Annotated in this window: 10 protein-coding genes; 6 read left to right on the forward strand and 4 right to left on the reverse strand. The window is 50.2% G+C overall.

Going from position 1 to position 19,086, the window contains the following annotated elements; genetic code table 11:
* Window positions 1-48: 48 nt before the first annotated feature.
* The 6 genes from VE954_RS38950 to VE954_RS38975 all read left to right on the forward strand — a co-directional run bounded on the left by VE954_RS38950 (window position 49) and on the right by VE954_RS38975 (window position 12,456).
* Window positions 49-1,266 (forward strand): aminotransferase class V-fold PLP-dependent enzyme, encoded by a 1,218-nt coding sequence (locus VE954_RS38950; RefSeq protein WP_414699075.1) that lies wholly within the window; start codon window positions 49-51, stop codon window positions 1,264-1,266.
* An 86-nt stretch (window positions 1,267-1,352) separates the two neighbouring features.
* Complete coding sequence (locus tag VE954_RS38955) at window positions 1,353-4,097, forward strand: 7TM diverse intracellular signaling domain-containing protein (protein WP_324963376.1); 2,745 nt, start codon at window positions 1,353-1,355, stop codon at window positions 4,095-4,097.
* Window positions 4,098-4,940: 843 nt separating this feature from the next.
* On the forward strand, window positions 4,941-5,879 hold the full coding sequence (locus tag VE954_RS38960; protein ID WP_324963378.1) for a hypothetical protein: 939 nt from the start codon (window positions 4,941-4,943) through the stop codon (window positions 5,877-5,879).
* A gap of 46 nt (window positions 5,880-5,925) precedes the next feature.
* Entirely contained in the window at window positions 5,926-8,226 is a 2,301-nt protein-coding gene (locus tag VE954_RS38965) for a hypothetical protein (RefSeq protein ID WP_324963380.1), read from the forward strand.
* 30 nt (window positions 8,227-8,256) lie between these two features.
* A complete protein-coding gene (locus tag VE954_RS38970; RefSeq protein WP_324963382.1) occupies window positions 8,257-11,412 on the forward strand; it encodes a hypothetical protein in 3,156 nt (1,051 codons plus the stop codon).
* 216 nt (window positions 11,413-11,628) lie between these two features.
* The gene (locus VE954_RS38975) at window positions 11,629-12,456 is read left to right on the forward strand and encodes a hypothetical protein (protein WP_324963384.1); all 828 of its coding nucleotides are present in this window, start codon (window positions 11,629-11,631) and stop codon (window positions 12,454-12,456) included.
* A gap of 32 nt (window positions 12,457-12,488) precedes the next feature.
* Here VE954_RS38975 and VE954_RS38980 read toward each other — a convergent pair whose 3' ends face one another.
* From VE954_RS38980 to VE954_RS38995, 4 genes are all read right to left on the reverse strand, one after another.
* Window positions 12,489-13,310, reverse strand: a complete 822-nt coding sequence (locus VE954_RS38980; RefSeq protein WP_324963386.1) for a GIN domain-containing protein — start codon at window positions 13,308-13,310, stop codon at window positions 12,489-12,491.
* A 144-nt stretch (window positions 13,311-13,454) separates the two neighbouring features.
* The gene (locus tag VE954_RS38985) at window positions 13,455-14,651 is read right to left on the reverse strand and encodes a sensor histidine kinase (protein WP_324963388.1); all 1,197 of its coding nucleotides are present in this window, start codon (window positions 14,649-14,651) and stop codon (window positions 13,455-13,457) included.
* Window positions 14,652-15,275: 624 nt separating this feature from the next.
* Window positions 15,276-16,073 (reverse strand): transglycosylase SLT domain-containing protein, encoded by a 798-nt coding sequence (locus VE954_RS38990; protein WP_324963390.1) that lies wholly within the window; start codon window positions 16,071-16,073, stop codon window positions 15,276-15,278.
* A 117-nt stretch (window positions 16,074-16,190) separates the two neighbouring features.
* A partial coding sequence (locus VE954_RS38995; RefSeq protein WP_324963392.1) for a TonB-dependent receptor plug domain-containing protein occupies window positions 16,191-19,086 on the reverse strand: 2,896 nt, incomplete at its 5' end.

Genomic DNA, 19,086 nt, shown 5'->3' on the forward strand with positions numbered 1-19,086 from the left:
GCCGCTGCGACTGAAGTCCTTTCGTTTTTCTTAAGAAGAGAACACCGTATGTCCTTCCATGATTTTCCCTCATCGCATGCCATGCGCGTCAAGCCCTTCTGGACGCTCGATCCCGCGATCATCTTTTTGAATCACGGTTCCTTCGGGGCCTGTCCGCGCGTTGTGCTTGAAGCGCAAAGCCGGCTGCGTGCCCGCATGGAGAGCGAGCCTGTGCGTTTCTTCGTTCGAGAACTCGAAACCCTTCATGGGGAAGCCTGTGCCGCGCTTGCACTTCTGATCGGTGCGCATGTCAAGGATATAGCCAGCGTCTCCAATGCAACGGCAGGTGTGAATACGGTTCTGCGATCGATTGATCTCGCGCCCGGGGACGAAGTCATCACCACGAATCACACGTACAACGCGTGTCGCAATGCGTTGGACTTCGCCACAGCAAGGGCAGGAGCGCGCGTGGTCGTCGCTGATGTTCCGTTTCCTATCGCCTCGCCCGATGAGGTCATCGAAGCCATTCTTTCGCACAGGAGTTCGCGGACACGGCTTGTCCTTATCGATCATGTGACGAGTCAAACAGGGCTGATTTTTCCAGTCGAAAGGATCGTCGGTGAACTCAATCGCCTTGGGATCGATACGCTGGTTGACGGGGCTCATGCCCCGGGTATGGTTTCCCTCGATCTCCAGACCCTTGGGGCAGCTTATTATACCGGCAATTGCCACAAGTGGATGTGTGCTCCTAAAGGAGCTGCGTTTCTCTATGTACGTCCTGATAAACAGCACAGCATGCGTCCGCTTTCGATCAGTCATGGAGCCAATAGTTCCCGCAAGGACCGTTCCCGTTTCCAGCTTGAGTTTGATTGGACAGGAACCACAGATCCCACGCCTTTTCTTGTCCTTCCCGAGGCCATTCGTTTCCTCTCCACGCTTTTGCCTGGTGGCCTCAAGGAATTGGCCGAGCATAACCGGCAGATGGTGCTGGCCGGTCGACATTTGCTGTGCCAAGGGTTGGGTTGCGAGCCACCCGCGCCGGAGAGTATGATCGGTTCCCTCGCTACTGTCCCGCTCCCCCTCGCGCATGACGATACGCACTCAGATTCTCTCCTGATTGACCCTCTTCAGAACGCGCTTTTTCTCAAAAATGGCATTGAGGTTCCCATCTTTCCATTCCCTGCGTTGCCGCAAAGGGTCGTGCGGATATCAGCACAGATTTACAATGATCCGGATGATTACCGTAGTCTTGTTCAAGCGCTTGGAAATCATGCTGAAACGCGTTAAGGATCCGTTCCTTCCCGCGTCACCCCCATTGCGGTATCATGAATGATGTATTGAGCCCAAGAAACCCTTCCCTCGGGTGAATATCCATGCGTTTCCTCATGATTCTCTTGCTGTTCGTGCAAAGTTTCTCGACCAGGAATGTGATGGCGCAACCTATGGCTGCTCTCGATCTCGCAGCCTTACATGCAAAAGTGGATATCACCGATAAGGCCTCGGCCTTCCTCGATACTGGCGGTGAACGCGCTCCCGAGGCGATATCCCACGACATGCCCGAAATCGGACAGAATGCCAAGGACCTGATGCAGGGTGGCTACCATAACGGTTTTTACTGGGTTCAATTCACCCTGCGCAACAGCGCGAGCGAACGAAAATCCGCGCAGGTTTTTGTCAATAACAGGGTTCTTAAGCACTTCGAATATTTTGTTTTTTCCCTTTCACCTGTGCTCGTCGAGGCTTCGCGTTTGCAAGCTCGGCTGCCCGCACTGGGCCTCACGCTGGCACCTCAGCAGGAAGTTTCGGTCCTGTTAAAAATGCAATTCAGTCTTCAGGACGAACTGAGCCTGCAGCTGGAACCCGTCGATCCTGGAGCTGAAAAAAAAGCGGATGATGCCCTTGCTGCCGTCCTGGTTCTCTTCGGTGTGATCGCTGGTCTGCTCGTCTTTAATATTGGCCTTTACATCCTTACGCGCGATGCTGTTTTTCTTCTTCACACTCTGGCTGCTTCCTGCCTTTTCGCAGACATCTTCCTTTTGAACGGGCTTTCCTTCCCTCTCTTCGGCATCGATAAGTGGAATTACCTGGCGCCGGCTTTCGGGAATTTCGCTGTCGCAACGGCGATCATTTTCGCGCAGGCTTATCTGAATATCAAAGCATCCTACCCTGTTCTCAGCCGCCTGCTTCACATCACGACGGCTATCGGATTGATAGGCGGGACCCTGCTGCTTTGCGGTTTTTCCAAGCAGGTCCTTTATGTGACCGATTTCAATCTGCTCCTTATTGCCGTCTTTGGCCTTTCCATGATTTATCTTTATTCGCCGCGGAAGCACCGCATCATGCGATTCTATGTCCTTGGATGGTTCGGCCTGGCAGCGGCCAGTCTTGTTTGGGTCCTGGCTGAGTATGGAACCATTGCCCGCAGTGTCCTGACGGAAAATTCACTGAACATTGGCCTTTGCTTTGAGATGCTCATTATCTCGCTGGGGCTTGCCGATCAGATTAACCATTTCAAGAACCGATTGGAGGAGAGCAATCAAAACCTTGAACGTCTCGTAGCCGAAAAGACCCGTGATTTGAGTTCCATCATGGAACACATCCCTCTGGGAATCTTCATGATCAAGGCGGATCATAAGATCCATCGCTACCATTCGCGATATTTGCGTGAAATTTTCCAGGGAAAGGATCTGGAGCATGCGCACGCGACCGACCTTATCTTCTCGGCCAGTCACCTGAATTCTGATGAGCGAAGTCAGGCGCAAAGCTGTCTCGAAGCCTCGCTGGGCGAAGAACGTCTGAATTTTGATATGAATAGCGGAGCCCTCCCCCTGGAACTGAGGCGGACCAAACCCGAAGGCAGTCAGGAAATTTTTGATCTGACGTGGAATGTCATAGAAGGTTCGGGGCAGCAGGTGGAAAAAGTCCTGGTCACCATGCGCGATGTCACCGAGCTGCGCAAGCTGCAGGATCTGACTCGCGATCAGAAGGAGGAACTGGAGTTTCTGGGTGAAATCCTGGCTATCCCCACGGCCAAGTTCCTGCGTTTCATTCAATCCTGCCGCGGCATGATTCAGGAAAATGTCAAACTCATGCGGTCCCAGGGTGTTCCAAAGCGCAATCTTGAAGTGTTGAAAATGCTCTTTATCAATATGCATACCATCAAGGGTTCGGCCCGCTCGCTTTGTTTGAAAAAAATGTCCGGGATCTTTCATGAAGTCGAGCAGTATTATGCTCATCTTCAGGCCAATCGCAATACGCCCTGGAATGTCGAAAGGATGAAAAAGGATCTGGATGACGCCCTCAATATTGTTACTTTCTATGAAAGGATTGCGGAGGAAAAGCTTGGTCGCAGCATCGACCATAGCCATATGGTGGAATTTCGGATCGAACAAATCGAATCGGTTTATCAGGAGCTGTGTCGATCCGCGATGAACCATGCTCTGCCCGTGGAAGTCACCCATGGGATTGACCAGGTGAAGGCGCTCTTCCATTACAAGATCTTCCGGGATGCAAAGGAGGTTCTGGAGGAAATTGCAGCCTGTCTTCCGATTCTCGCCAAGGATCTGCAAAAGGAAGTGCCCCAGGTTCACATTTATTCGCACGACATTCGCCTGGGCAGCCAGGGCGAAGATCTGTTTCGGAATGTCTTCGTCCACCTTTTCCGTAATACGATGGATCACGGGCTTGAGACGGTGGCGGAGCGGACGGCTGCTGGGAAGGCGAGGCGTGGTTGCGTACGGATTGAAATGGAGCGCCGGGGCTCTCAAGTTGCTTTGATTTATTCGGATGATGGCCGTGGTCTGAATCTGCAAAAAATCCGAGAGATTGGTCTGGCTCGTGGACTTCTCGAGGAAAAGGATCAAGCCCACATCAATGTGCTGGCCGACTTGATCTTCCATTCCGGTTTCTCGACTGCCGATCAAGTGACTGAAATATCGGGACGCGGTGTGGGGATGGATGCGGTGCGACGATTTATTCAGGACATGGGCGGCAGCATCTCCTTGCGTGTGGAAAATCCGGCGAAAGGTTCAGAATTCTGTCTTTTTTCTTTTGTGATAACTTTGCCGAATATTTTGTTCGATCAGATCCCGATTCAGGATCTATCCCATGCGGTTTGAGGTTCATGCCGGCTCGAGGATGTGCACGAGGCGCTTGGCCACAGAAATTGTAGGTGAGGAGCACCAACAGACGACAAGTCTCATACTGAATGTTGATACCTGGGAAAACATGGTCAAAGCCATTATACGTCCCGCTCACGGAAGCGCTTGAACGGGTCGGAAAAGAATATTTCAACAAAGCAATAACTGGTCTATGTGCCAACTGCCATAGCGCAGTTGGCGGTGTTATTCATAGGGTCGGGAAGGAATGGAAGCAGGCGCTGCTCTATTCAACTCTCGGTGGCGCCGCGACCTCCAACTGCCCCCAGATCGTAAGTCATTATCTTCAGCAGGCATGGCTTGCCGCCAATGCTCGCGCCTACCGTGCAGCGGTCGCAATGAATCGCGCCGCCTTCAATTATAAGTTGCGAAAAGTCATCGTAAGGTTCTGAAAGTTGCGTCTTATATTCTCCTATTTCGGAGTTAAGTGACGCTAACGTTGACTTTTGGCCGCAGCAGGGATTTGCGCCAGAATAGCGGTAATCGCTGACTGGTGAAACGGCTCTAAACGCATTGAGAACTAACTTCCCCAGCAATAATCTAGTACAAAATTACACTGTAAATTGTGACGTACAACACTCAAGCCACAGTGTTTTATAGATAAAGTCAAAAGATATTTTATTAAATGTAAATAAGTCGTGCATGAACTGTAGGATTTTGGTATCAGTTGGCTGGTTGACCATTTAATAGGACTAGTGCCACTTGTCTCTAGTTTCGATTGCAAGGAGCGCAATGTAGCAAGGTCAACAGGCACCGAAATCAACCAGTAGGGATATCAGTCATTTTGAAACTGGGGAAAAAATAATGCGGCCAATGAAAGCGTACCTTTGGATCCTTGCCTGCCTTTTAATGGGGCAGCATTCGGCCCTCCAAGGTCAAACGGAAACAACCAAGGACACCTCATCTGCGTCGCAAGAAGCAGCCCCGGAGCCACAGGCGTCCAAAGAGAAGCTGTCTGATGTTGTGACTGACGATACTGCACTTTCGCAGGGGGAGGATCAATCAAAGCCTGGTTTCGCTTATCAAGTGAAACTTGCTCACAGCGTGGGAGCGAAAACCGACACGGATCCACTCACCACACTTGACGCGATCGTAAGGTACAAATTCAACGACGTACTCAGCTGGAGAGTGGTTCAACGTTTTTCCAAACTGTATCGTGTCGACCCTGAAGAGGATGAGATCCAGCTCGCTGACACCAGCGTTTACGTCACCCGCAGTGTTGTATCCAAAGAAGAGGGTCCTGCTCAGACTGGTATAAGTGTGAGTGCGGAAGCCACGCTTCCGGTTTCGAAATTTTCGCGAGAACAAAAAGTAACAACGGTAGCAGGTGCCACTGTATCCGCCACTCGGGAGTTTGGCCTTGTCAGCGCTACACTCGCGCCGTTTTTCCGTTATCACGTAAACCAGTACAAGACGCTTGACAAAGACGACGCCGGTGTATCGCTTGTGCGATATCGCGTGGGCGTTACCTTAAGTGCTTCAGTCAAACTGCCTTACGATTTGTCTTTGGATGGGACCAATCAGTGGGTTGAGAGGCATTACGAAGATCCGCCGTATGGTTCACATCCGCCCGAGCATGACTATTTGTTTGATATTGGGTTAGGGTATGCCATGGATCCTCAAACATCATTTGGCATCGGCTATAGTCAAGGCGACCGTGCTGAGCAGCTTGGTGTCGTCAATGTCAATCTCTACGACGTTGAAACAACTTCATACTATATCTCGGCTTCGAGAAAGTTCTAGACCGTTACATTATTACGAACCCAAAGGCTATTTTCGGAGGATACGAATGGATTCCAAAAAGATCATCACAGCACTTGCGGTCCTGGCACTCGGCGTCGGGTGTTCCAAAGGCCGAAAGCAGTATCAGGCCCCTGGTGATCAGCGAATTGACAAGAGCGCTGACCCCACTCCAACGGTAGTACCTCCAGCTCCGACCAATAGTGGAGCAGGATTGATCGACGGCTGGTATTTGGAACCGACACCAGCCGAGGAGGCCAAGAAGTTATCTGAAGCCATTTATTCGCCGATCATACTGGGAACAGGTTTGGCCGGCGTGGATATCTCGATGGACCGTACCGCCATTGAAACGAAAATCGGCCAGCCGGATTACGTGACCACAGACTCGAATTTGCGGCCAGTTGCGGTATACGGTGGTGGATCGTTCCTCATTTTTTACGACCGTGTCACCAAGAACAAGGTTTCCATGCTGCTCGCGGGTAACGGGTATCTTGGTGCAATCAGTGAGTTCGGTCTGAAAGTTGGATCGGATCTTACGCCCATTATCAATGCGGAAGGCGGCAACGACGCCTTGCTCAAAAAGATGTATAAGTCTTTCAACCCCGCAGTTGATGACTGTGCAGCAAGTCGACTTTGCCGGACTATTAATGGCAATGGCTTGAGTCTTCTCCTGTTGACCAACGCAGCGCAGGTCCTCTATCAGAATGACCCGACAAAGACAGAAAAAAAGATCTTTGAGATTCGCGTTCTCAGCCGCACCCCTGATGCTGGTGACTACGAGGCTCCTTGGACTTTTGACCTTTTGAGTGGCATCATGCGCAAGGACGGCACTCCAGAAGCTCCTGTTCTTGCAACAGCAACTTCTACATGGGCTGACATTCGGGCCGCAGGTCAACTGGAAAGCCGTGTCGAACCACGTGACTTTGGTCGATCCCTCACGCGTTTCAGTGTAGGTCTGAGCAACGATGTAGGATTTTCTTTCGCGCGCAGCCAGGTCAAAGACAGCGCCGCAAGGGCCCCACTCGACACTGATAAATTGACAGAAATCTCGACAGGTGATTCATTCAACGGCTTTGTGAGTACTGGTCAAGATCAATTGCAGTACCAACTTTGCAAGGTGCAGAACGATACCGAAGCAACAGGTCAGGAGGCACGAGTTGTCGCTCTCAAAACTTCGTTCTTGACGAGCTCCGCTGACGGTAACCTGGTTGCGTCTCCGGATAAGCCTGCAGAACAAACCCGTTGGCTGGCTTCAGTCGTTCCGTCCTCGGCGGCGACAGAAAATTGTGTGCAGGTTCCTCTCAAGGCAGACCTTGCTGCGACATTCCAAAGTTCGTTCCGGGCTTTGGTTGAATCTCAGTATGGCGAATGGCTCGCAAAAAGCACCGAGGAGTCGATATTCACCGTCCAAATTTCAACAACCAATAGCAACGTCACATTCGAATCTGTATATGACGTCGCACAAGAATCCGACCCACTTCCTGGTGAAGCTGACTTAAGCCTTGGCTTTGGTAAAACCATCTTTAATGCGACTTACGATGCAGTCTTGAAGAGCGCAAAAAATTCGCAACAAAATGTAGTCGAATATGTACCAACCGGATTCCTTTCGCTCGAAGAAAAGTCAACGTTCATCAAGGCTTTCTCGATATATACGGATGATACCTTGAAGAGTGGTTTGGAAGTCGGCGTCTATTATTTTGAATCCTCAAAAGCGATGCTTTTCGCAACCAGCGCCGTTGGCGAAGACGTACATAGCAATAACGCTGGCCTAAGCGTTATGAAAAAAGACACATCCGGCTATTCTGTCAATCTCGATGGTGCTGTCGTTGTTGAAGGACTTGGGATTGGCAGCACTGTGGATATGGATCCTTTCGATCGCAGCCTCCGCTATGCAGCGCTTGATTTCAGTGCTGAAACTGCAGCAACTGAGTATGCGACGTACGCAGAGCGCCTCGTGCTGAATGGCACCGACGGGACCTCTGTCGTTTCCAGAACCTATGATGTCGTCATGAATGCCAGAGGTCTGGATATCTTGGGGAAACGCACTGAAGGTCGGTCTGAGTCAAAGTCTACCGTCGAAGTTCAAGGCCTGGGTCTGAGCGGATTTCCAAATGGAACGGCTCTTTCGATCACCTGCGCCAGCGAAAAGCAAACCCTTAAGGTCGGCGACGATTTCGCAAAGGCTTACGACACTGTCAAGAACTGCAGGCGCTTTTTAACCCCTGGTTACGGCGCAAACCGTATTCCATCCGAACTCCATCTGGCACCAGAAGGGGCGCGGAGACATGGGTTGACTTTGGCTTTCACTGAAGGCTTGCTGAGCGGATTTACGGTTTACGTCATCAACTGAAAAATGATTAATCAGCTATAAGGAATCCATATGAACAAAATTCTTATAAGCGCACCGATTATCGGCTTGGCATTGTCCTGCGCGAAGACTCGGTCGACGGAACGAGTTCCCGACATCAATGAAAACCGTTTCGAAAAAGCTGCACTGACCAGCAACGATACTTGGCTTGTAAAAGAAACCATTGTCTCCTCAGACCCGCTAGGCGGCTTTGGATTCGTTGGATTGCAGTCCAGCATTCTGGCCGGCAAATTCGAGTTCTCGAAAGACAAACTGAAATTCATTCGCGCCACCAGCTATGCCGCGAACAAAGAGACGCTCGATTCAACCATCTACTCGTGGGATGTTGAGCATTCTGAGTATCGCCTCACTGAAAGCGGTGGCAAAGTTTCAAATCGCCAAGAGGAAAACGACTATCTTGAATGGAACAACAAGCGTTTTTTCAAAGTTGATTTCTCAGAGGCTGCTCTGACCCTGATGGATACCACTGGTCAAGATACTTGTTTCGAGAACGTGACCAAAAGTCTCGTTCCCGAATCACAGAGCGTGGCCGACACTCGGATGTCTTTTGAAGTCGATTATACCTACAAGCTGAAAGGCGAGTGCTGGCTGGCATACATCCAACGCTCAATGTCCGAACAGACGACTCACACCGTCCGCGTTCGCTATTCCTTTGTACCGGCGCCAAAGGACGAGGGATATACCCCTTACCGCTATACGGGTGATACAGATCCCCTGTTTGACAAATACGGTTATTTTACAAGTGTCGTCGAAAAGAAAGGCGACAACAATCGTCTGGAAAACGTTTTCCTTATGAATCGGTGGAATCCTGAGAAGGACCACACGATCTACTTCGCTCCTGGTTTCCCAGAAGATAAGAAGTGGATTTACAATCACCCTGAATTCGGGGTGATGGCGCGTACGAATCAACTGATGGAGAAGCATGGCATCAAGATGCGCTTCAAGGTCGAAGATGCACCAAAAGGCGTCGTGTTTGGCGATCTTGGTTACAGCTTCATCAAATTCGTTGAAGAAGAATCTGCGGGTTCACCCTTCGGATATGGCCCCTCGGATCCCAACCCTTTCACAGGCGAGTTGATTGGCGCGAATTCCATCATCTGGACGTCAGGCCTCGGATATTACATTGAGCGAATCAAGGCGAACATCGAATCTGCCGAGTCCCGCGTTGATCAAAAGTCCAGCGATTTGTATTCCAAGATCAGCTCCATCCTCGGGGAAGAGACAGGTCCAGCTCAGTGGACAGACACTTCTGTTCCCTTAAAGACGGTCGACGCTGAAGATGGAAGTAAAAAATTCAGTACCGACGCTGCTCAGATTTTCCACACACTTTTGCCGAAGTATACTTTTGCGCCTTATAGTCTTTATTCGCTGCCTTATGAGCGCGAATCTCCAGAATTGACCGTGGCTCGCGACATACTCAAGAAATTGGAAACCTACAAAGCGATCGCTCCGAAGGTGGCTCCACCAGCAGTGTTCGCGTCGATGAGTGAAGCATCTTTCGACCTGGATCAGCGTCGCTATCTGGATCGCCTTCAGGATCGCATGGAAGTGAACTCGTCTTTGGAACACCTGACAAGCATTACAAAAGAAGTTGAGAGCGTTCAACTTGCGAAGGCAAGTCAGCGCCTCTACAAGAATGTTTCCCAAGCGAACACAATTCATTACCTTGACGAATCGGCTCAAGGTCTGGGCGGTGGTTTGGTCAAGGGGATGAGCGTTCCACAGATCATTGACTCCATCCTCTATCGCGTCGCGATTCATGAGTTCGGCCACAACCTGAACCTTCGTCATAACTTTATGGGTACAGTTGATGCGAAGAACTTCCATAAGGATCAATCCCTTGTCGATCGTGAAGGCAAGCCTTTGGTTGATGAAAAGGGTGAGCCCATCCGTTCGAAGATTCTGAGTTCGTCTGTTATGGACTACCTCGACCTTGTGGATGAACTCAAAGAGACTTTCGAATGGGGTACATACGACGAAGCTGCTCTGGCCTTCGCGTATTCCAGCGGTGCAGTCGATTTGGCCAAGAAAAACGCCACGATTTATCTGTACTGTACAGATGAACATCGCACGTTGAATGCTATGTGCAACGTTTATGACGAGGGCTCGACCCCGTCTGAAGTAGCTCTCAGTCTGATTGAAAATTATGATAACAGCTATGAAGTTTCCAACAAGCGATTCAATCGCGCTTATTGGAGCTCGCAAGGCTATTCATCTGCGCGCTTCGGCACAATGATGCAATTGCGTAAGTTCCTGCCTTTTGCTTTCGAAACCTTTGATTCCACCATGGATAAGGAATTAAGCAATTATTCCTTTGGCGTTGAGAAGCGTGATGAAATCCGTCGGGACATCAAGCGGGATCAATACCAGGCGGGCACACTGGTGGCTGCATTCTTCCATGCCGTGATTCAACAGTCCAAAGCCGAACGTCCTTTCCAGGATGATGTAACCAAGAATGGCTCGCTGCGGACGATTGGTATCGGGGCTGACAAGTTCTATGCCGCTTACTTCCTGCTGAGTGCCCCTACGATACCATACTCGGTCAATAACTATGGGACGCCTTTCTCCTTCCTGAGTCTCCGTGGGCATTCCGATGCCATTGAAAAGATTCTCAGAGTGAATTTGACGACCCAACCCGATGCGTACCAAGGTTTCATCAACTTCGGTCGCATGCTGTATGCTGAAACCGTGACCAATTATGTCTACAGCTCAGATTACGAACTGCGTTCCCGTTCGGACCTCAAATGTGTCTCGGGTGAGCAAATGAAGAAATACCTGGCTCCTGGTTTCGAGCTGAGTGCATTCCCATCATTTGACTCGGACCACAATGTTCGCCGCGATGAAAATGGAAATGCAGTTTCGTCGCGACTCAAGGCTGTAAACCTGGTTCATGAGCGTAAGAAAAAAGCCTTCGGTGAAGAAGCCATGAAAACCAAGTTCTTTGGTCAGAATTCAAGCGTTGCTGTGGTGGAGTTTGCTGGCAATTACCTGGTTGCTTCGAGTTCAGACAACCCCTTCACATTTGACATGCTGGCGGGCATTGCTTCGGATTGGTCCAATGATTATGCCGTTGAAGCTGACACGTCTTATGTCTTTGATTACTACCGCTATCTAAGACAATTGGAAGGCAGGCTGGTTCTCGATCGTTGTAACGATACAATCGAATAATTTATCCGGCTAGCGCTGGAGAATGCGAAGCACTGGTCTCACGACCAGTGCTTTTTTTATGTCGCTCAACGCCAAAAGCTTAATATGCGGACTTTTCAACGAGATCGAAGGATTCAACGACAAGAGTTCATTGGACGTGAGTAAACACTGCCTTTACATCAAGAAGGCTGTGATCCCCACTATGGCAACGCAGTTGGCTCGACAGCAGGAGAGAATATGATGGATAACAAACCATTGTTTTTAGGCAAGATCAGTCTCATCGCAGTATTTCTCATTCTGCTCGGCGTGTACTACCTGCGCGCGGGAAAGAGAGAGCACGATGGAGTCGATTCCTCTGAGGAAAAGTACGACGTCCAAGCTTCTGAAAAGAAGCCGCAGACGAAAGTGAATGCGCAGCGGGCCGGAAGCCCAAACATTAATCACATTCAGCCTGCGGAGTATGAAACATTTTCCGAAGAGACGCCTGCAGGGGACGCCAATCCACGGAGCAGAACGCAACCCGATGCTGCGCGGGTTCTTCAGGACAAAACACCTATCACTATTCTGCCTGCTGACAGCGTTTCGTTTCTCGACAGCCACGTCCTGGACATGGCGTCGGACGCCAGCTTTGCCAAATATCCATCGATCGATCAGCTACCAGCTGTGGCCGAACAGATCGTGGGCAAGTATGAAGGAACCATTCAATGGAAGAATAGCCGCTCCGTCGGCACGGCTACATTGGAGATAGAAGGCTCGATCAATAAGGAGCGGCGGTTCGAAGGCAGCTTCACGTTCAGGATTGTGGACGAAGACGGCCTCGTCATGGCTGAGCGTAACTCGATCGGTTTGCTCGGAGACCGCATCCACATCGAGGCAAGTCCCGTCCTGACTGTTTTTATCGAGCCCGAAAGCAAGAGCAATAATCAGAAAATTCAATTGTTCTTTCCTGATGGACCAGCAAGCCAGCAGGTCCAGGGCAGCTACTATTTCAATTTCAACAGAGAAGGTGAACCCCTTAGCCACGCTGCCTATATCAATCTGGTGAAAAGACATGCAGAACATTAAACCAGACATTACCAGGCTGGATTTCCCTTCCGTTAATCCTGAATCACTCGTGCCGCTCTCGAGCTATTGATATCAACACGCGCGGATTTCGCCGCATGGACCGTGGAACCACCCGTCAGATCACCAGCGATAGCCATGGCACCCTTCAGCTGGGTATCACTGGCACCGGACGCTTCAATAGCCACTTCCTCTGCTTTCAGCCGATTGGCTCTCACAGTGGTGCCGCCTGAAACATCGATGTCCACTTTTTCGCTCGTGCCTTCCAGATTTATGTTGGAAGCACCCGAGGCATCGACAGTAAGTTTTTTCACATTCAACTTGTCCAAAGTCACGAGGCAGCCGCCGGACGAATCGATCGTCAAAGATTTACCATCGAACTGTTCAAGGCTGACTTTGCTGGCGCCGGATGAATCGATGTCGAGATTCTTCACCTGGACCTTGCCGAGCGCGAGGGTACTCCCGCCTGAAGTATCAATTTCCAGCTCGTCATTGGCAGCAAGGTTTCCGGTGAGGCTGCTGGCCCCTGACAAATGAATGGAATCGATGACGGGAGCCTGAATGAAAAGTTCGATGGGTGTCTCGGTCCTGAAGGCAACGCCGTCCTTATACCGAACTCGAAGGACACCCTTGGACACTTCGGTTTCAATGAAAGGCAGGATGTTGTCATCGCCTTTCATGCGAACTTGAAACGGACCCGGGGATAATTTCGCAGTGAAGCTTTGGGCAAGCGAGATCGCTTTAAAGTCCTTGTGGTTGCGAATTTCTTCTTTGATGACACCGGAGCCTGGCGTGGGTTTGCTGCTGGCGCTGCTGTACGAGAAGCTGAAGGCGGCGACGAGGGCGATAATTTTCATAAGGTCTCTCCGGGAAAATCTGAGTCTGGCCGCTCAAATTAGTCCCTTCCTTTGACCGAAATCCAGGCTTTTTTAAGACTCTGCTTATTATTATCGTTCTCAGACATCTCGTCTGGGAAAAGTGTGTCGTATTGACTCTTTCTATTAAAGTGCGGCAGACCCGTTCGGCAGACTGCTGTTTGAAGCTGCATTTGGAATCACTATGGTAAAAGTTGTACCATCATCCTTCAGACTTTTTACGGTTACTATTCCGCCGTGAGCTTCGGCCACAGCTTTAACCAGTGTCAAACCCAGTCCCCAGCCGTTGCTTCCACTCTTTTCCGCGGTCTTCGCGCGGGTATAGGGATCAAAGAGTTTCTCTTGATCATCAGGCGAAATAGGATTGCCGAAATTGTGGACCCTTATTTCTGTTTCGATATTATCCTGGTCAATGGTTATTGTGATCGGTAGTTTGCCATCACCATACTTCACAGCATTTGTAATGATGTTTTCGAGCATCCGGTTTAAATTTGCAGCGTCCCACCTACCACTTACGGTAGCAGCGGATCGAATCAGGAAACGGTGACCGAACTTCGTTGAAAGATCGGAAACTAAATCTTTTAAAAGTTGAACAAGTTCCACGTCCTCGACATTCAGAGGAAGTTGCCAGCCGGAATTGATACGGTTTGCATCCAGCAGATCCCTCAACATTATTTCGCTTCGCTTGAGACTTCGCGAGATAATATCGAACAGTTCTTGAGTGTCTTCATTGACTGTACTCTCCTCCATCAATATTTCAAGGGCCATGACCGCGGACCCAATCGGGTTTCTCAAATCGTGAGAGAGTGTCGCTACAAACTGATCCCTCAGTTCGCGATCCCTGTTCAGTTTTGAAATGTGGTCCTGGTAGGATGCAGCTTCAACTTTTGCGGCGTTTGTGATTTCAGCCAGCTCTTCCTGAGCGAAGGCTTCGACCGCGTTGGAGATACCGCGATCCACTGCAGCATTGACCACACGGACAACGGTACTGTCGTACTCATCTTCACGTAAAAGATGCGAAAAAACAGTTTGGCGAAAAATATGATATTCTTTAACGATCTGGGACAGAGAATATCCTACAAGCTTAAAACGCTGCTTTCCGTGCTCTTCACCGATTTTTTCTCCTTCAAGGACCTGCTCCACATCCTCGTCGGTATCCAGAATCTTCACCATGTTTTCCAAAAATTCGGGCAGATGATCTTTCAAAGCGAGGGATTGCTGTTTCCTGGCGGCTGAAACTTCCTTCCGCACACGTTCAGTCCAATCATTGAGGATAACATTCTTGAAGTACTTCAAGCGTTTGGGAACGTCCAGATTATCCATTATAGGTCACCGTATAGAAATAAAGGGCCAAAGGATGCACAGATGTCGTTCTAACCTAATAAAAATAGTGTCTTAAGCAAGACCTTGAAGTTATTACTGATCTCAATTTTTATGAGCGTTGCCCTGATATCAAAGCTTCGGACAACGCTATCAGAGTCGGTTTGATGGTGGGCTCGACACAACTGCAATGTCCAGTACCCCACAAATTACAGTCGAGAAATGCCTGGACAGCAGCGGGACTATGCTATAATGGCCGCGTGTAGCGGCTGGGCTATCCCTTGGCGTGTCTTATATAAACAATAGCATCATATATACATAAACTTTAATTCACAAGAATTGCTATTGGCCTTAAGAGAAAGGCCCCAAGCACCGCCTGATGGTTGAGTGAGAGATCGAAGTTTTTCATGCAGCTGTCGGTGTTATTCATGACAAAGCTCAAAAGCACGTTGGTTCTATGCTGCCACCGGAAGGCCGAGACGCTTCTCCCTTGTCCCTAACATATTGATAATATTTCAAACATTTAAGCAGTACCAGTATTGAGTCGTCTTCCCATGGACGCCCAGCTCTTGGCATCGCTCCCCTAACGCGGGAGGCTGGGGATTGATTATTTGCTGGTTGGATGACTCAAAAACGCATCTGCTCCACCATCTTTATAATTTGCTTCGCGTAATGAACTTTTTCCTGTTCTCCATCCGCCCTTGGCGTGGTGTCACCGTTATAGCGTTCGAGCCCCGCACGAATCCATTCAGCCTGTCCGATCGTGGCAGGCGTACAGCGTGAACTTTGCGTGCAGACGTGAGCGATAGCAGCCTTGAGTATGGTCGCTCCCGCTATGATTTGCGCTCCGTATTGATCCGGCTGTGAAAAAATTCTTTCCTTGAGCGACCGTGCCCAGGCGGTCCGCGCGGGGAAGTCTTCCAGCGGCTTGCCAACAGGAAAGCTGGCCCAATGTTTTTGAATGGCTTCCTGAAAATAAGCAGTGCCACTTCCAGCATAAGTACGGTTGCCTAAATGCCCATAAGTCGCTCCGCTCTGATCCACGAATTCACTGATCCCACTGATGGTGAGTTGGGTCAGGCCAACTGCACCGGTGGGAGAAACAGCCCGGGCATCGAAAGCTGATTCCTGAGCGATCAAAGCCGTGAGAAGTCGAGCATCGATATCAAAATCTAAAGCCAACGTTCGAATGGCGAAAGCAAGCAGCTCACGACTTTGCGGTCTCGCTCCCCAGTTTGGAACTTTTTGTTCCAGGTAGGTCGTGAGATCAGCTTCAGTGGGCTGCTCGGAACGCATCATGACGGGCGCGGAGGCATAGGATAGACTCACAGGATAACCAGAAGGGGTGGACACAGGCGGCAAGGCATCGGCGCAGGACATGCAAAGCGCAAAGGCTGCCGTCCACGCAAGGCGAAGCATGGTCATGAATCTCTTCTCATGTGTGATTGAATGTTAGATATGAATTTTATGCGAGAGAGGAGCGTGGTGTCAAATGAGAGGGCAAGGCTGCGGGGGGCAGCCTTGCGGAGGATAGATCAGGAATTAGAAATCGTAAGAGAGGCCGACTTGCAGTTTCCAGACCGATTCCAAGAGACGAACCGAATCAGGCTGGGTTGTGCGCAGTTTGCTATAAATGTAGCGATTTGAAGCTGCATCGTAGCTGACTTCTGAGACGGCGGCCATATAGGGGAAATCGACCTGTTTCACCTGGCCCCAATTTTTGTTCAGAAAGTTGGGCAGGTTTTCGATATCCAGCACCAGACGAGCCTTGCCGGTGTCGCCATACCCAGGCAGTTCCTGAGCCAGGCGCATATCCAGTTTCTGAACCCAGTCGCTGAAGAAGGCGTTACGCGGGGCAATCTTGCCACGATATTTATTAAGACCGTACTTATTGATAAACGCGTTCAGGTCCTCTTCGGCGATTCCATCCAGGATCACGTCGCTGCCATCACCTTTGGGCACATAGAAGAGCATCCGATTCCGAAAGGAGAACGTTGAACTTTCACCGTACATGCGGGCGAGCGTATCGCGGTTGCCGCCCATAGTGAAGGAGTAAGGCTGACCGGAGCGGCGTTCGAAGATCAGGTTCACGCTCGACATCAGATCTTCAAAAAAGTTGGTTTCATAACCGGTGCTGAAAAGAATGCGGTGTTTGGTTTCGTAGATGGAACGATCCAGACCAGGATTATTGGGGTCGAATTGAATTGGAACAATCCCATAGTTACTGGTTGAAACAGAGCTGGTTCCTGGATTGACTTCCTGCACGTCCTGCCAGGCATATGAGGTCGAAACATTCCAGCCCGTGTTGAAACGCTTGTAAAGACTCATGCTCGCCGTGTGACCATAACCTTTATCCGTGTTGGTCATCAGCATATCCTGGCCACGACTTGCGTTGAAGTCCGTACCCGCTGTAGCGGTGGCTGGAGTGGTGTCGTAAATTGCGCGGCCGTCCGGTCCCACCGCTGTCGGCAGGTTATTAGTAAAGCTCGGATTATCACGACGCAGATCCTTCCACAGAAGGCCGTAACGGGTGCGCGTGTAAGTGTAGTTCAGATCGAACATCACATCGTCCATGACGTCGGGGATATCAAATTTGTAATCGAGTCCAGTTTGGAATTTATAAGACTGAGGAATTTTGAAGCTGGGATCCAAAGCATCAACACTGCCATCACTTGCCAGCTGCGAGGTGACACTGGCCGGAATATTGCGACCGTCAAAACCAGCGACTTGGGCTGCACTCGGACCGGTCAACTCCACTTCATCTACGGTTACACCATCGTTGGTATAGCTGTTGGAAATCCAAACCGCAGGTGTTCCACCCCCGAAGAGCCCGAAACCACCCCGGAAACGTAGATCGTCAGTAGCTTTATAGGCGAGACCGAGGCGTGGCAGGATTGCCTGTTTCCCGGAAATATCTTCGGTGTTGCTAAAGCCATAGCGATCGACGAAATTTTCGTTGTGTTCGATATCACCGTTGGCGCTGTAAAGGTCGGCTCGTACGCCGCCGCGTGCTGTCAAGCGAGGCGTCAGCTGCCATTCATCCTGCAGAAAGAAGGTAGAAACATTGTAGCTCCAGTCCGCCGCTGCATCGTTCACATTGCCGCTGATCGCGTTGCGGTACAAGAAGCGTGATGGCGTCCTGGCTTCAAAGGCTGCCGCAGTATCATAAGTCGCGGCCCCATTGCTGGCTGGAACGAAGAGGTTGTAAATATCAACTTGCTCAAGCTGGACACCACCGGTAATCAGATGCTCGTCCATGAGGTAATTGGCTTCAGCGGCAAGTATATTACTGGAGTTCTCCAATTCGTTCATGTGGCGGTTTTGGTCAGGACCAAGGAAGATCGAACCATTAGCCGGAGTTTTGACTTCGGCTTCCATAAAGTCATTGCCATTCAAAGGCTTTTGTTCCGTGACCACTTTCTTATTGCTGATTTCAACTTTGGTTGAAAGTGCTTCGGACCAATCCGAGAAAAGGCGCAAGGACAGATTGTCCATTTTGTCCGACTTATCGTAGGAGTTGGACGACAGGAAAAGTCTTCTATCTGTGGCGGAACCGCTGCTGATGTTATTGCCCTGCGATCTCTGATATTTGAACTCCAGGCGGTTATCACTATTCAAAGCGTAATCCAGTTTAAGAAGGCCCTTGAGATCCTCTTCCTTCAAACTTTTGGACGACTCACCCGCATCAAAACCGTAAACGCGACCAGCGATTTCCTGCACCGTGGCCTCATCATCGAGAGTGACGCGTTCGACTTCAAAAGGCCTTCCCGAACCCACAGGGCCAGCCGATGCCGGTGACGTCGAAGTCAGACCTTCAATATTGGCAAAGAAATGCAGTTTTTCTTTGATGATCGGTCCACCCAAAGTCAAACCCACGCGATTTTCTTCAAAATCAGTTTTGTAGCTTCTGTCCTTGGATTTCTTACCGGTCAGTCCATCGGTCGTGCGCGTTACGAACACGGAACCTTCGAATTCATCCGTACCGGATTTGGTCACGACGTTGATTCCGCCGCCCAAAAAGTTGCCATAACGCACATCAAAGGGAGAGCGTTCCACCGAAATTTCCTGAACCGCTTGCAGGGAGATAGGGCTTCTTTGGGTCGGGTAACCGTTGCTATTCAACCCAAAGGAATCGTCCTGCCGCATACCGTCGATGGTGATGCTGTTGAAACGATTGTTGGCACCGCCGACGCTCAGGCGGCCGTTATCCACCACCACGTCAGGCGCGCGGCGAATAATATCCTTGATATCCTGGCGAACCGAAGGCGCATTGCGGATATCACCGCTGAAGAAGGATGACTTTGAAGACGTTTGCATCTCGCGCGCCGCGGTGACCTTCATCACCTCCGTTTTGCCGAGCGTGATGATATTACCCGTGTTGTTACCGGCATTGAGTTGAATGCCATCACGAGTGACGTTCTGTAGGCCGGCTTTCGAG

The organism is Oligoflexus sp., assembly GCF_035638955.1.
In the GTDB taxonomy this organism is placed as follows: domain Bacteria; phylum Bdellovibrionota_B; class Oligoflexia; order Oligoflexales; family Oligoflexaceae; genus Oligoflexus.

Bases quoted from the DNA above. Each gene is read 5' to 3' on its own strand.
- VE954_RS38950 (WP_414699075.1), top strand. From the start codon at position 49: ATGTCCTTCCATGATTTTCCCTCATCGCATGCCATGCGCGTCAAGCCC.
- VE954_RS38955 (WP_324963376.1), top strand. From the start codon at position 1,353: ATGCGTTTCCTCATGATTCTCTTGCTGTTCGTGCAAAGTTTCTCGACC.
- VE954_RS38960 (WP_324963378.1), top strand. From the start codon at position 4,941: ATGCGGCCAATGAAAGCGTACCTTTGGATCCTTGCCTGCCTTTTAATG.
- VE954_RS38965 (WP_324963380.1), top strand. From the start codon at position 5,926: ATGGATTCCAAAAAGATCATCACAGCACTTGCGGTCCTGGCACTCGGC.
- VE954_RS38970 (WP_324963382.1), top strand. From the start codon at position 8,257: ATGAACAAAATTCTTATAAGCGCACCGATTATCGGCTTGGCATTGTCC.
- VE954_RS38975 (WP_324963384.1), top strand. From the start codon at position 11,629: ATGATGGATAACAAACCATTGTTTTTAGGCAAGATCAGTCTCATCGCA.
- VE954_RS38980 (WP_324963386.1), bottom strand. From the start codon at position 13,310: ATGAAAATTATCGCCCTCGTCGCCGCCTTCAGCTTCTCGTACAGCAGC.
- VE954_RS38985 (WP_324963388.1), bottom strand. From the start codon at position 14,651: ATGGATAATCTGGACGTTCCCAAACGCTTGAAGTACTTCAAGAATGTT.
- VE954_RS38990 (WP_324963390.1), bottom strand. From the start codon at position 16,073: ATGACCATGCTTCGCCTTGCGTGGACGGCAGCCTTTGCGCTTTGCATG.